At 58.0% G+C, this 13,137-nt stretch carries 15 protein-coding genes; 3 read left to right on the top strand and 12 right to left on the bottom strand.

Going from position 1 to position 13,137, the window contains the following annotated elements; all coding sequences use genetic code 11:
* The first annotated feature begins 139 nt into the window (after nt 1-139).
* Entirely contained in the window at nt 140-1,756 is a 1,617-nt protein-coding gene (gene mltF, locus KHQ24_RS18680) for a membrane-bound lytic murein transglycosylase MltF (RefSeq protein WP_004201842.1), read from the top strand.
* On the opposite strand, the gene tadA is transcribed toward mltF, so the two are convergent.
* Both tadA and yfhb read right to left on the bottom strand, forming a co-directional pair.
* Complete coding sequence (gene tadA / locus KHQ24_RS18675; protein ID WP_023318886.1) at nt 1,753-2,262, bottom strand: tRNA adenosine(34) deaminase TadA; 510 nt, start codon at nt 2,260-2,262, stop codon at nt 1,753-1,755. The genes mltF and tadA overlap by 4 nt on opposite strands.
* Nucleotides 2,263-2,324: 62 nt before the next feature.
* Complete coding sequence (gene yfhb / locus KHQ24_RS18670) at nt 2,325-2,960, bottom strand: phosphatidylglycerophosphatase C (protein WP_017900418.1); 636 nt, start codon at nt 2,958-2,960, stop codon at nt 2,325-2,327.
* Between the two features lie 211 nt (nt 2,961-3,171).
* On the opposite strand from yfhb, the gene KHQ24_RS18665 reads away from it, so the two are divergent.
* The gene (locus tag KHQ24_RS18665; protein ID WP_004201837.1) at nt 3,172-4,020 is read left to right on the top strand and encodes a MurR/RpiR family transcriptional regulator; all 849 of its coding nucleotides are present in this window, start codon (nt 3,172-3,174) and stop codon (nt 4,018-4,020) included.
* Between the two features lie 56 nt (nt 4,021-4,076).
* Entirely contained in the window at nt 4,077-4,337 is a 261-nt protein-coding gene (locus KHQ24_RS18660) for a YfhL family 4Fe-4S dicluster ferredoxin (RefSeq protein ID WP_004144350.1), read from the top strand.
* Nucleotides 4,338-4,349: 12 nt separating this feature from the next.
* Here KHQ24_RS18660 and acpS read toward each other — a convergent pair whose 3' ends face one another.
* From acpS to rseA, 10 genes are all read right to left on the bottom strand, one after another.
* Nucleotides 4,350-4,730 (bottom strand): holo-ACP synthase, encoded by a 381-nt coding sequence (gene acpS / locus KHQ24_RS18655; protein WP_004201835.1) that lies wholly within the window; start codon nt 4,728-4,730, stop codon nt 4,350-4,352.
* Nucleotides 4,730-5,461 carry a pyridoxine 5'-phosphate synthase gene (gene pdxJ, locus KHQ24_RS18650; RefSeq protein WP_017900416.1) on the bottom strand — a complete coding sequence of 244 codons (732 nt, stop codon included), beginning with the start codon at nt 5,459-5,461 and terminating at the stop codon, nt 4,730-4,732. The genes acpS and pdxJ overlap by 1 nt, the downstream gene beginning before the upstream one ends.
* Before the next feature lie 11 nt (nt 5,462-5,472).
* Nucleotides 5,473-6,210 carry a DNA repair protein RecO gene (gene recO, locus KHQ24_RS18645; RefSeq protein WP_004201833.1) on the bottom strand — a complete coding sequence of 246 codons (738 nt, stop codon included), beginning with the start codon at nt 6,208-6,210 and terminating at the stop codon, nt 5,473-5,475.
* An 11-nt stretch (nt 6,211-6,221) separates the two neighbouring features.
* Nucleotides 6,222-7,127: a GTPase Era gene (gene era / locus KHQ24_RS18640; protein WP_017900415.1), complete on the bottom strand. Its 906-nt coding sequence runs from the start codon at nt 7,125-7,127 to the stop codon at nt 6,222-6,224.
* A complete protein-coding gene (gene rnc, locus KHQ24_RS18635; protein ID WP_002914065.1) occupies nt 7,124-7,804 on the bottom strand; it encodes a ribonuclease III in 681 nt (226 codons plus the stop codon). Before rnc ends, era begins: the two co-directional genes overlap by 4 nt.
* A 249-nt stretch (nt 7,805-8,053) precedes the next feature.
* The gene (gene lepB, locus KHQ24_RS18630) at nt 8,054-9,028 is read right to left on the bottom strand and encodes a signal peptidase I (RefSeq protein WP_004201827.1); all 975 of its coding nucleotides are present in this window, start codon (nt 9,026-9,028) and stop codon (nt 8,054-8,056) included.
* Between the two features lie 15 nt (nt 9,029-9,043).
* A complete protein-coding gene (gene lepA / locus KHQ24_RS18625; protein WP_004201823.1) occupies nt 9,044-10,843 on the bottom strand; it encodes a translation elongation factor 4 in 1,800 nt (599 codons plus the stop codon).
* Nucleotides 10,844-11,028: 185 nt separating this feature from the next.
* Nucleotides 11,029-11,508, bottom strand: coding sequence for a SoxR-reducing system protein RseC (gene rseC / locus KHQ24_RS18620; protein WP_004201822.1), 480 nt, complete (start codon nt 11,506-11,508; stop codon nt 11,029-11,031).
* Nucleotides 11,505-12,461 carry a sigma-E factor regulatory protein RseB gene (gene rseB / locus KHQ24_RS18615; RefSeq protein ID WP_211777404.1) on the bottom strand — a complete coding sequence of 319 codons (957 nt, stop codon included), beginning with the start codon at nt 12,459-12,461 and terminating at the stop codon, nt 11,505-11,507. Before rseB ends, rseC begins: the two co-directional genes overlap by 4 nt.
* The gene (rseA, locus tag KHQ24_RS18610) at nt 12,461-13,111 is read right to left on the bottom strand and encodes an anti-sigma-E factor RseA (RefSeq protein WP_004201820.1); all 651 of its coding nucleotides are present in this window, start codon (nt 13,109-13,111) and stop codon (nt 12,461-12,463) included. The genes rseB and rseA overlap by 1 nt, the downstream gene beginning before the upstream one ends.
* Nucleotides 13,112-13,137: the final 26 nt, after the last annotated feature.

The raw sequence follows: 13,137 nt of genomic DNA, 5'->3' as shown, positions 1-13,137 counted from the left end.
GGGGGGAAACGGGCGTCATTATAGTGAATCCTGCGCCCCGACGAAACCGTTTGCGTAGAAATAAAATCATTGATGCTGTTTATCAATAAATGTGACGCCTATCGCGAATAAGTTGCCAACTGGCGCATTCTTAAGCAGAATGCCGCTCATTCGACGACAACCTTGCGTTTTTTCCGGACATCGCCTGCTGAGGAACCTGAAGCTGCAGAAGATTAACGCGCTGAAAAAATTAAAGATTAATTATCTGCTGATCGGCATTGTCACCCTTTTGCTGGCGGCTGCCCTGTGGCCGTCGATCCCCTGGTCCGGTAAACCCGAGAACCGGGTGGCGGGTATTATCGCTCGCGGCGAGCTGCGCATCAGCACCATCAACTCGCCGATGACCTTTGCCACCATGAACAATAAAACGTTCGGCCTGGACTACGAACTGGCGAAGCAGTTTGCCGACTACCTCGGCGTGACGCTTAAGATAACCGTCCGGCAGAACATCAGCCAGCTGTTTGACGACCTCGACGACGGTCAGGCCGATATGCTGGCTGCCGGGCTGGTCTATAACCAGGAGCGGGTGAAAAACTATCAGGCCGGCCCCACTTACTATTCTGTTTCGCAACAGCTGGTCTACCGCGTCGGCAATACCCGGCCGCGCACCCTCGCGGCGCTGACCGCCGAGCAGCTCGCCATCGCTCCGGGCCACGTGGCGATCAACGACCTGCAGACCTTAAAAGCCGAGAAATACCCGGATCTTGCCTGGCGCGTGGACGAAAAACGCGGCACCACGGCGCTGATGCAGGCGGTGATTGACGGCAAACTCGATTACACCATCGCCGACTCGGTGGCCGTCAGCCTGTTTCAGCGCGTCCATCCGGAGCTGGCGGTAGCCCTCGATATCACCGACGAACAGCCGGTCACCTGGTTCAGCGCCCGGGACGATGATAATTCCCTGTCGGCGGCGATGCTTGATTTCTTCAACAACATCAATGAAGACGGCACCCTGGCGCGCCTGGAGGAGAAGTACCTCGGCCACGGCAACGATTTTGATTACGTCGATACCCGCACCTTCCTGCGCGCGGTGGAAAACATTCTTCCGGAGGTGCAGCCGCTGTTTGAAAAGTACGCCCGCGAGATCGACTGGCGCCTGCTGGCCGCCATCGCCTGGCAGGAATCCCACTGGGATCCACAGGCCACCTCTCCTACCGGCGTGCGCGGCATGATGATGCTCACGCGCAATACGGCGCAAAGTCTGGGGCTGACTGACCGGACCGATGCGGCGCAGAGTATCGACGGCGGCATGCGCTATCTACAGGATATGATGGATAAAGTGCCGGATTCGATCCCGAAAGATGAACGCATCTGGTTTGCGCTGGCCGCTTACAATATGGGCTATGCCCATATGCTGGACGCCATGGCCCTCACCCGCAAACAGAAAGGCAATCCTAACAGCTGGGCGGACGTTAAGCTGCGTTTACCGCTGCTGAGCCAGAAACCCTATTACAGCAAACTAAAATACGGCTATGCCCGCGGCCATGAGGCCTACGCCTATGTGGAAAACATCCGCAAATATCAGATAAGCCTTGTCGGCTATTTGTCAGAGAAGGAGCGCCAGCAGCAGCAAACGCTGGCCCTGGCGGAAGATTACCCGGCCGTGCTCCCCAATGAGCTCGAACAGCCGCAGGAGACCACCCTGCCCTTTTTCAAGTTTCGCGCCGATAAACAGATGGATAATGCCCGGATGAAACTCCCGGGCCACCTGTATTAACTTTCCCCGTTCTGCTCCCGGGCTTTCTTCAGCGCTTTTTTCTCTTCCCGCCGCCAGCGGAAGAAGTCGCTCAGCATGGCAGAGCAGGACTCCGCCAGCACGCCTTCGCTAATCTCAACCCGATGGTTCATTCCCGGGTGATGCAGAACATCCATCAGCGAGCCGGCGGCACCGGTCTTGGCATCCCTGGCGCCAAACACCAGGCGGGCGATACGGCTGTGCACCATCGCCCCCGCGCACATCACGCAGGGCTCGAGGGTCACGTACAGCGTGGCGTCGATCAGGCGGTAGTTTTGCAGCACCAGTCCGCCCTGGCGTAAGGCCATAATTTCCGCATGGGCGGTAGGGTCGTGACGGCCTATCGGTCGGTTCCAACCCTCGCCAATGACCTGATTGTTATGCACCAGCACCGCGCCCACCGGCACCTCACCCTCTTCCCAGGCGCGCTTCGCCAGCGTCAGGGCATGACGCATCCAGTATTCATCATTGAGTTCGAGGTCAGACACAGCGGCCACTCCAGCAGAAAAAGCGGGGCGCATTATACATGGGAGCTATCAATTACACACTATTACTCCAGCTGCTGCAGCTCTCCCTGCGGAGTGACCCGCCAGCGATGCTGGCAAAAGCCGAGCAACGGGTTATCCTGCTCGCTGTCGCTATAGCCGCTATACAGCTGCAGCGGTGCGCCAATCTTTTTCTCCAGCTGCACCACCTTTTCATGGCCCAGGCAGCGCAGGGTCAATACCCAGCCGCCCCAGCGGCGCGCGGTGCGGCTGGCTATCAGATTCACCCGCGGCAGCCAGAGGGTATCGCGATAAACCTGTTCCACCAGCGACTGCGGCGAGCCGGTGATCAACCAGACGTCGGCATCGGTACTGGTCAGGTAGGCCGTCAGCCGCGCATGAACCACGGGAAACGCTGTCACATGATGACGAAACCAGCCGACAAACTCCGCTTCCAGCCGCTTCAGTACCGCCTCGCGACGGCCAAAGGTTGACGCCCATAGCAGGAGGCTCATCGGCCAGCGCGCCGCCCGCCCGCACACCGCCAGCCCGGCAAGGATCGCCGGCCCCATCGCCACCACCAGCAGCAGGTTCAGCGGCAGATGGCGCAGCAGGTAGCGCAGAAAACTGCCGAACATATCCTGTTGATGCAAGGTTCCGTCCAGATCGAAAAACACCACTCTCCGTTCACTGTGCTGCAAACTGCCCCCTTCTCTCAGGATTCGCTTCTCGTTAGGGTAAGCTTAACAGTCTTATGCCATGAAGAGGGAAAACATCCCTGCCGTTAAGGAAGAATTAAATTAGCAGGCGAAGGAAAAATTGTGGCTTATGAATTTTTAATTCGTGGTATACCCCTTATAATCGAATAAAAATTCTTTCAGTCACGAGCCGGACGGCTCCAGCGGAGCTCCAATGAACTGTTTAACGCGTATTCGTCAGCGCTATCCCACCCTGGCGGCGAGCGACAAAAAGTTGGCCGATTTTATTCTGAGCCAACCCGATGACACCCGGCACCTCAGCTCGCAGCAGCTGGCGGCGGAAGCCGGGGTGAGTCAGTCCAGCGTGGTTAAATTTGCCCAAAAACTGGGGTTCAAAGGCTTCCCGGCGCTGAAGCTGGCGCTGAGTGAAGCGCTGGCCAGCAGCCCGGATCCGCACTCCGTCCCGGTACATAACCACATTCGCGGTGACGACCCGCTGCGTCTGGTGGGCGAGAAACTCATCAAAGACAATGTCGCCGCCATGCATGCCTCGCTGGACGTCAACACTGAAGAGACGCTGCGGGAAGCCGTCACGCTGCTGCGCAACGCCCGGCGGGTGATCGTCACCGGGATTGGCGCGTCCGGCCTGGTGGCGCGTAACTTTAGCTGGAAGCTGATGAAGATCGGCGTCAACGCTGTCTCGGAGCAGGATATGCACGCCCTGCTGGCGACGGTGCAGGCCATGTCCAGCGACGATCTGCTGCTGGCGATCTCTTACTCCGGCGAGCGTCGGGAGATCAATATGGCGGCCGGTGAAGCGCTGCGCGTCGGCTGTAAGATCCTGGCGATCACCGGCTTTAGCCCTAACGCCCTGCAGCAGCAGGCAACCCACTGCCTGTATACTATCGCCGAAGAGCAGGCGACGCGCAGCGCAGCCATCTCCTCCACCAGCGCGCAAATGATGCTCACCGACCTGCTGTTTATGGGGCTGGTGCAGCAGGATCTGGAGCGGGCGCCGGAGCGCATTCGCCATAGCGAAGCGCTGGTGAAAAAGCTGGTCTGAGCAGAAAATGGGCGTATAATGCCCGCCCTGTTTGTGTTGTTTCTGAGATTTTCCTGATGGCGCTGTTAATTACCAAAAAATGCATCAACTGCGATATGTGCGAGCCGGAGTGCCCCAATGAGGCCATTTCGATGGGTGACAGCATTTATGAAATTAACAGCGACCGCTGCACCGAATGCGTGGGCCATTACGATACGCCCACCTGCCAGAAGGTGTGCCCGATCCCGAATACTATTCTGAAAGATCCGGCACACGTCGAGAGTGAAGAACAGCTGTGGGATAAATTCGTCCTGATGCACCACGCGGATAAAATTTGACCGCCGTCGCGCTTAGCTTTCGACAATCACCGTGGCGCAGGCGTAATGGCGCTCATCGGCGAGCGTGACATGAATATGGCTCACCCCCAACCGTTCCGCCAGCCGTTGCGCCTCACCCCATAGCCGCAGCTTCGGCTTGCCCAGCTCATCGTTGTAAACTTCGAACTGATTAAAGGCCAGCCCGTTGCGGATCCCGGTCCCCAGCGCTTTCGCCGCCGCTTCCTTGACCGCAAAGCGTTTCGCCAGAAAACGCACCGGCTGCTGGTGCTGCTCCCAAATGCTCCATTCATGGTCGCTCAGCACCCGGCGGGCAAGGCGATCGCCGCTGCGGGCGATCACCGCTTCGATGCGGGCGATCTCGACGATGTCGGTACCCAGCCCGAGAATGGCCATTAGCCGCGCGCTTCCAGCATCAGACGCTTCATTTCCGCGACCGCCTCTTTCAGGCCGCTCATCACCGCGCGGCCAATAATCGCGTGGCCGATATTCAGCTCATGCATTTCCGGCAGCGCGGCAATCGCTTTCACGTTGTGATAGGTCAGACCGTGACCCGCATTAACCTTCAGGCCGAGGCTGGCGGCGTAGGCGGCCGCTTTGGCAATGCGTTCCAGCTCCTTCGCCTGCTCGGCGTCGGTTTTAGCATCGGCATAGCAGCCGGTATGGATTTCGATATAAGGCGCGCCAACGTCCGCTGCCGCTTTAATTTGTGCTTCATCCGCATCGATAAACAGGGAGACCAGGATGCCGGCATCCGCCAGGCGTTGACAGGCATCACGCATCTTGTCGCGCTGGCCGGCGACGTCCAGCCCGCCTTCGGTGGTCACTTCCTGGCGCTTCTCCGGCACCAGGCAGCAGAAATGCGGTTTGGTTTCGCAGGCGATCGTCAGCATCTCTTCGGTGACCGCCATTTCAAGATTCATGCGGGTGTGCAGCGTCTGGCGCAGGATACGCACATCGCGATCGGTGATATGGCGGCGGTCTTCGCGCAGATGCACGGTAATGCCGTCGGCGCCGGCCTGTTCGGCAATGAAAGCCGCCTGAACCGGATCCGGGTAGGCGGTGCCGCGGGCGTTACGCAAGGTCGCGATATGGTCAATATTGACCCCTAACAGTAATTCAGCCATGACAATCCTCGTTAATCATTCTTCGTATTATCCGCTCGCGCCTTTCGCGCGGGCATAAACTGGCGAAACAATTCCCGGCTCTTGAGCGGTTTGCCGCCGAGATAGGGCTTCAGGGCGATACGGGTAAAGCGCTTCGCGGCGCGCAGCGTATCAACATCAGGAAACTCGCGACTCGCCAACGCTTTCAAATGGTGCCCGGTAAACGTGTTGTTATCAATCACCAGGCTGGCAATAAAGCCTTTTTCTTCGCGATAGCGGTAGGTCATGGTGTCGTCCACCGGCTCGCCGCTCCCGGCGCAGTGGAGAAAATCCACGCCATAGCCCAGGTGCCCGAGCAGCGCCAGCTCAAAGCGCCGCAGCGCCGGCTCCGGCGAGCCGCTGGCCCCGGCGAGCGCCTGAATGCAGTGCAAATAGTCAAAAAAGAGTTCGGAGAAGCGCGTTTCGTGCTCCAGCACACGAGAGATAAGCTCGTTAACGTAAAGACCGCTGTAGAGGGTGATGCCGCTGAGCGGCAGCGCCAGCGAGACAGCTTCCGCGCTGCGCAGGGTTTTGACTTCGCCGCGGCCGCCGAAGCGAACCAGCAAGGGGGTAAAGGGCTGTAAAGCGCCTTTAAGATTCGAGCGTTTGGAGCGTGCGCCCTTGGCAACCAGGCGCACGCGACCGGATTCTTCCGTGAAGACGTCCAGCATCAGGCTGGTTTCGCTCCACGGTCGGCTATGCAGGACAAAGGCGCGCTGCCATCCATCCACGTTGCGTTAACTCAGAGGTCGTCAACATAACCGAGACTGCGCAGGGCGCGCTCGTCATCGGCCCAGCCGGATTTCACTTTAACCCACAGCTCGAGGTGCACCGGCGCTTCAAACATCTCCTGCATGTCCTTACGCGCTTCGATACCGATGGTTTTGATTTTGGCGCCTTTGTTGCCAATCACCATCTTCTTCTGCCCTTCACGCTCGACGAGGATCAGGCCGTTGATGTCGTAACCGCCGCGCTCGTTGGTCACAAAACGTTCGATTTCCACAGTGACGGAGTACGGCAGCTCAGCGCCAAGGAAACGCATCAGTTTTTCACGGATGATTTCGGAGGCCATAAAGCGCTGGGAACGATCGGTAATATAATCTTCCGGGAAGTGATGGATCGCTTCCGGCAGATGCTTACGCACGATCGCCGCGATGGTGTCGACGTTGGTCCCCGTTTCCGCCGACATCGGCACGATATCAAGGAAGTTCATCTGGCTGGCGAGGAACTGCAGGTGCGGTAACAGATCCGCTTTTTCCTGCACGTTATCCACTTTGTTGACCGCGAGGATCACCGGCGCTTTCGCGTCGCGCAGCTTGTTGAGCACCATCTCGTCGTCCTGCGTCCAGCGGGTGCCTTCCACCACGAAGATGACCAGTTCAACATCGCCAATCGAGCTGCTGGCCGCTTTGTTCATCAGGCGGTTAATGGCGCGCTTCTCTTCCATATGCAGGCCCGGAGTATCGACGTAAATCGCCTGATACGGCCCTTCGGTATGGATGCCGACGATGCGGTGACGGGTGGTCTGCGCTTTACGGGAGGTGATCGAGATCTTCTGCCCAAGCAGCTTATTCAACAGCGTGGATTTGCCAACGTTTGGACGACCCACGATGGCGACAAACCCACAATAACTTTTTTCTTCGCTCATTCCAGCTCCAGCTTTTTCAGCGCCTGTTCGGCGGCAGCCTGCTCCGCCTTACGACGGCTGGAACCTGTGCCAACCACCGGTTCACTCAGGCCACTGACCTGGCAGTGGATAGTAAATTCCTGATCGTGCGCTTCGCCGCGCACCTGGACCACCAGGTAGGACGGCAGCGGCAGATGACGACCCTGCAGATACTCCTGCAGACGCGTCTTCGGATCCTTTTGCTTATCGCCCGGGCTGATTTCGTCCAGACGAGTCTGGTACCAGGAGAGAATTAAGCGTTCAACGTTCTGAATATCGCTGTCGAGGAAAACCCCGCCAATTAACGCTTCAACGGTGTCCGCGAGAATCGATTCGCGACGGAAACCGCCGCTTTTCAGTTCGCCCGGCCCGAGGCGCAAGCATTCGCCCAGCTCAAACTCGCGGGCGATTTCCGCCAGCGTGTTGCCGCGCACCAGCGTCGCGCGCATACGGCTCATGTCGCCTTCATCCACGCGAGGAAAGCGATGATACAGCGCGTTAGCGATCACGAAACTTAAAATGGAGTCGCCTAAAAATTCCAGGCGCTCATTATGTTTGCTGCTGGCACTGCGGTGAGTTAATGCCTGTTGCAACAGCTCCTGATGATGAAAAGTGTAGCCCAGCTTTCGTTGAAGCCGATTAATTACGATGGGGTTCATGCGTTACCAATAAATGAATGCGTCAAAGATGCAGCACACGAAACCGACCTGAGCATACGCTTCAAACAGGAAGTTGAAACAGACCAATACGCTTTCGTGTGCAGTGTCACCCGGCAGAGCGACAACCAAAAACTTCGGGGGGATATTCTATACGCAACGACACGGGATGTCGTTAGTTTGAATGGATTTAAATACTAAATAATTCACGCCGCTGCGATAACAGCAGCGGCGTGAATTCAGCAGATGAAATTAATGAATTCCACCAATGCGCGATAACCGCACACCGGTCGGCCATTCACCTTCCTGCTTTTCAAAACTCATCCAGATAGCGGTGGCTTTTCCGACCAGGTTTGCTTCCGGCACAAAGCCCCAGTAACGGCTGTCGGCGCTGTTATCCCGGTTGTCGCCCATCATGAAGTACTGACCCGGCGGCACAATCCAGGTGGCCAGCGGCAGACCGCTCTGATGGTAATACATGCCAGCCTGATCCTGAGCAATCGGCACCATCAGAATACGATGCGTGACGTCGCCCAACGTCTCCTGACGCTCGGTGAGGCGAATGCCGTCGGCTTTGGTTTCGCCCTTCGGCAGCTGCCAGAAACCGCTGCTCGCCTCGCCGCCGTTGCTGCGGGAGAAAGTCTGAACGAAATCGCTCGGCTCCACGTTGGAGTAAGTCACCGGCAGCGCGTTGCCGCAGGCCTGTCCGGAGCTGCAGCCCGGCTGAATAGTGACCTGCTTGGCAATCGGATCGTAGGTGACCTTATCCCCCGGTAGCCCCACCGCGCGCTTGATGTAGTCCAGGCGCGGGTCTTCCGGATATTTAAACACCACGATGTCGCCGCGCTTCGGATGGCCCGTCTCGATCAGCGTTTTCTGGTAGATAGGATCTTTAATGCCGTAGGCAAATTTCTCCACCAGGATGAAATCGCCAATCAGCAGAGTCGGCATCATCGAACCGGACGGGATCTGGAACGGCTCATAAATGAATGAACGTACCACCAGAACGATCGCCAGCACCGGGAAAACTGATGCGCCGGTTTCCAGCCAGCCCGGTTTCGGGCCGACTTTCTTCAACGTCTTTTTGTCCAGCTGCTCGCCGGTCGCTGCCTGAGCAGCGGCCTGACGCTCACGACGTTTCGGTGCAAAAATGAACTTGTCCAGGCACCATAAAACGCCCGTCACCAGGGTTGCAATCACCAGGATCAGGGCAAACATGTTCGCCATGCCAACTCCTTAGGGTTATTTGCCGTCTTTACCAACGTGCAGAATGGCGAGGAACGCTTCCTGCGGCAGTTCAACGTTACCGACCTGCTTCATACGCTTCTTACCTTCTTTCTGCTTCTGCAGCAGCTTTTTCTTACGGCTGACGTCACCGCCGTAGCATTTCGCCAGCACGTTTTTACGCAGCTGTTTCACGGTAGAGCGCGCGATGATGTGGTTGCCGATGGCCGCCTGAATCGCGATGTCGAACTGCTGACGCGGAATAAGATCTTTCATCTTTTCCACCAGCTCGCGGCCGCGATACGGCGCGTTATCGTTGTGGGTGATCAGCGCCAGCGCATCGACGCGCTCGCCGTTGATCAGCACATCGACGCGTACCATGTTCGACGCCTGGAAGCGTTTGAAGTTGTAGTCCAGCGACGCATAGCCGCGGGAGGTAGACTTCAGACGGTCGAAGAAGTCGAGCACCACTTCCGCCATCGGGATTTCGTAGGTCAGCGCCACCTGTTTACCGTGGTAAACCATGTTGGTCTGCACACCACGTTTCTCCACACACAGAGTGATCACGTTGCCGAGGAACTCCTGCGGCAGCAGCATGTGACACTCGGCGATCGGCTCGCGCAGCTCCTGAATATTATTCAGCGGCGGCAGCTTGGACGGGCTGTCGACGTAGATAACTTCTTTGGAGGTGGTCTCCACTTCGTACACTACCGTCGGCGCGGTAGTGATCAGGTCGAGATCGTATTCACGCTCCAGACGCTCCTGAATGATCTCCATGTGCAGCAGGCCGAGGAAGCCGCAGCGGAAGCCGAAGCCCAGCGCGGTAGAACTTTCCGGCTCGTAGAACAGAGAGGCGTCGTTGAGGCTCAGTTTGCCCAGCGCGTCGCGGAAAGCTTCATAATCATCGGAGCTCACCGGGAACAGGCCGGCATACACCTGCGGTTTCACCTTCTTAAAGCCAGGCAGCGCTTTGTCTGCCGGGTTGCGGGCGGCGGTCAGGGTATCGCCCACCGGCGCGCCGAGGATGTCTTTGATCGCGCAGACCAGCCAGCCAACCTCGCCGCATTTCAGCTCGGTACGGTCAACCTGTTTCGGGGTAAAGATGCCCAGACGGTCGGCGTTATAGACCTGGCCGGTGCTCATGACCTTGATCTTATCGCCCTTGCGCATGGTGCCGTTTTTAATCCGCACCAGCGACACCACGCCGAGGTAGTTATCGAACCAGGAGTCGATAATCAGCGCCTGCAGCGGCGCGTCCGGATCGCCTTCCGGCGGCGGAATATCGCGCACCAGACGCTCCAGCACGTCGGTCACGCCGACGCCGGTTTTCGCCGAGCAGCGCACCGCATCATGGGCATCGATCCCGACGATATCTTCAATCTCGTCCGCTACGCGCTCAGGGTCGGCCGCAGGCAGGTCGATCTTGTTGAGTACCGGAACGACCTCCAGGTCCATCTCCATGGCGGTGTAGCAGTTGGCCAGGGTCTGGGCTTCTACGCCCTGCCCGGCGTCAACCACCAGCAGCGCGCCTTCGCACGCGGCGAGGGAACGGGAGACTTCATAGGAGAAGTCCACGTGGCCCGGGGTGTCGATAAAGTTCAGCTGATAGGTCTCACCGTCGTTGGCTTTATAGTCCAGGGTGACGCTCTGCGCCTTGATAGTGATCCCGCGTTCGCGCTCAAGATCCATGGAGTCCAGAACCTGGGCTTCCATTTCACGATCAGAAAGGCCACCGCAAATCTGGATGATACGGTCAGACAGCGTCGACTTACCGTGGTCGATGTGAGCGATGATCGAAAAGTTACGTATATTCTTCATATTTAGAGTTAATTATGCCTTACGAGTATCATGAGGCCGCTGTACTGTGCCTGACGTTTTTTAATCCGAAAACGCCGCATTCTACACTACATCCTTGAAACCAGGAAATGCTGTTAGATCCAGCATAACCGCAGAAATTGTGGCGTTGTAACAGGAAGGGTAAATAAAGATAAGGGCCAGTGAAATCACTGACCCATGTCGGAGGAAGGCGTTTCGATACGCACCAGATCCGGCGGCAACGCGACGCTCAGGATCACCGGCTGCCACGACTGGCGCGCTGCCAGCTGCGGCGACAGACCGCGCGCCACCAGGAACCCGCCGACGCCGCCCAGCAGCGCGCCGCAAAGTGACGCGATATCGCTGGCAAACAGCACCTGGAAAATCGACGCCATCACAAACAGCCCCACCAGCGGCGCCATGTAGACCAACAGCGCCGAACCCAGCAGACTGCTCTCGGCGATCCCCAGCTCCACTTTTTGCCCCGCCGTCAACGGCTGCTCGCAGGGCACGCTGATGGTATGGCTGGTCTGCGGCCCCAGCTTGTTTAATACCCGGCTGCCGCAGCCGGCGCGGGAGGCGCAACTGCTGCAGGAGGCTTTAACGTCGCAGTGCACCTGCGCCACGCCGTTATGCCAGGAAACCACGGTGGCCCACTCTTTGATCATTGTACTGCCTTGAATTTAATGCTGTCTGAGATACGCTTCGCCGTCTGCGGCGGCAGTTCGCCCACCACGGTGATCTCCGCGTTATCGCGTACCGTCGTGCTGACGGTGCGTCGGCCGGTGCGCAACAGCTGGTCGCTGCTGGCCGCGGTGGCGCGGTTGATATTGATCGAGAAGCTGAACAAGCCGTCGGAATAGAGACGTGATTCTACCGGACCATCAAAGGTGGGTAGACGACGCTGGCTGCTGGAAACCTCAGTCATGCCCTGAGGGAGCCACGTCGGCGCCCAGTTGAAGTTGGCTTTGTCGCCCCCTTCAGGCACCGACAGCTGTGGCGGCAAACTCGCTTTTGCCAGCGTCTCCATGCTGGCGCTGACGTTATCGCCAACGTTGAAAGAGACGACCCGGAACTGCTCCAGCGTTTCACCGTCGCGGTCAAGTAAATCGACGCGCAGCGGCAGCTTAGTCTCAGCGTCCAGCCAGGCGATAAAGCTATAGCGCGTGCCGTCGCGAGCCACGACGCGGATCACGTCGCAGAGGCGGTCGGCGATACGGGTACGGCCTACGGAGATAAAATCATAGGCTGCGCTGAGACGTTTGAAATCGCTGTAAACCAACGACGGCAGCGAATCGACGATATAGTCGCCGTTCAGGGTGAAAGGATCGAGGCCGGGTTCAAAATAGCTGATTTCCGTACCGCGCAGGACCACTTCCCGGCGCGGACCGTCCAGCTGCAGAAGCTGCGCCAGCGGTTGATTGTTCAGTCGCGCGTGACGATAGCGCAGCGACTCAACGCCTTGTTTGCTGATGCTGACGAACGAGAGCTCATAGTTGAGGGACTGGCTGGCCAGGTTCATCTGCTGCAACAACGCCCCGGACGATGTATCAGCCGAGGCGTTGACAGAGAACAACAGACTGCCTGCCATGAGCGACATGGCACACCAAAGTTGCTTCATTACTGCGATTGCGTTCCTAAAGTTTGATAACCCGGCACCTGGACTGCGGCCTGCTGAGTCTGGGCCTGGCCAAACTGAAGCTGCTCAGCGTGCAGGCGGCGCTGCAGTTCGTAGTCCTGCAGCATGGCGTTAATCCGCCGGCGCTGTTCCTGGACCTGAGCCTGCTGGCCGCTACCTGCTGATGCGTCAGCCGGTACGCCAAGACTTACCGGGCTCGCTTTGCCCATCATTGGCAGCGTATTGAACACCGGCGCCTCTGGCTGCTGAGCGGCATCAGACTGCCCATTATAGTGCTGGACGCCGACGATAACCGCAAGCGATACGCAGGCGGCAACGCCCATCTGGGTTAGTGAGCTGGCCCACGGACGCACTTTGTTCCAGAACGGCATCTGCCGCCACTGGTGTGGTGCGGGCTGAGATTCAGGAATAAGCGGCGCCGTCTGACGAACGGGCTCATTTTCAATGGCGGCCATCACCCGGGCGGAGATATCAAATTGCAGCACCTCTGCGGTATCGCCACGCAGCGTATCGCGGATAAGGTGGTAACTCTCCCAGGTTTTTTGCATCTCAGAAGAACGACTCAGCTCGTTGAGCAGTTCGTTATCCAGCGTTTCACCATCCATTAAAGCCGAAAGTTTTTCTTTCTGCATGCCTGATACCCTTTTCCAGTATTCCG

The organism is Klebsiella sp. 54 (assembly GCF_018223875.1).
Classification (GTDB): Bacteria; Pseudomonadota; Gammaproteobacteria; order Enterobacterales; family Enterobacteriaceae; genus Klebsiella; species Klebsiella quasipneumoniae.
This window is presented reverse-complemented; position numbering and strand designations above follow the sequence as displayed.

Coding starts and splice junctions, on each gene's coding strand:
- KHQ24_RS18660 (WP_004144350.1), top strand. CDS start 4,077: ATGGCGCTGTTAATTACCAAAAAATGCATCAACTGCGATATGTGCGAG.
- era (WP_017900415.1), bottom strand. CDS start 7,127: ATGAGCGAAGAAAAAAGTTATTGTGGGTTTGTCGCCATCGTGGGTCGT.
- lepA (WP_004201823.1), bottom strand. CDS start 10,843: ATGAAGAATATACGTAACTTTTCGATCATCGCTCACATCGACCACGGT.
- rnc (WP_002914065.1), bottom strand. CDS start 7,804: ATGAACCCCATCGTAATTAATCGGCTTCAACGAAAGCTGGGCTACACT.
- rseC (WP_004201822.1), bottom strand. CDS start 11,508: ATGATCAAAGAGTGGGCCACCGTGGTTTCCTGGCATAACGGCGTGGCG.
- rseA (WP_004201820.1), bottom strand. CDS start 13,111: ATGCAGAAAGAAAAACTTTCGGCTTTAATGGATGGTGAAACGCTGGAT.
- acpS (WP_004201835.1), bottom strand. CDS start 4,730: ATGGCCATTCTCGGGCTGGGTACCGACATCGTCGAGATCGCCCGCATC.
- KHQ24_RS18665 (WP_004201837.1), top strand. CDS start 3,172: ATGAACTGTTTAACGCGTATTCGTCAGCGCTATCCCACCCTGGCGGCG.
- mltF (WP_004201842.1), top strand. CDS start 140: ATGCCGCTCATTCGACGACAACCTTGCGTTTTTTCCGGACATCGCCTG.
- lepB (WP_004201827.1), bottom strand. CDS start 9,028: ATGGCGAACATGTTTGCCCTGATCCTGGTGATTGCAACCCTGGTGACG.
- rseB (WP_211777404.1), bottom strand. CDS start 12,461: ATGAAGCAACTTTGGTGTGCCATGTCGCTCATGGCAGGCAGTCTGTTG.
- pdxJ (WP_017900416.1), bottom strand. CDS start 5,461: ATGGCTGAATTACTGTTAGGGGTCAATATTGACCATATCGCGACCTTG.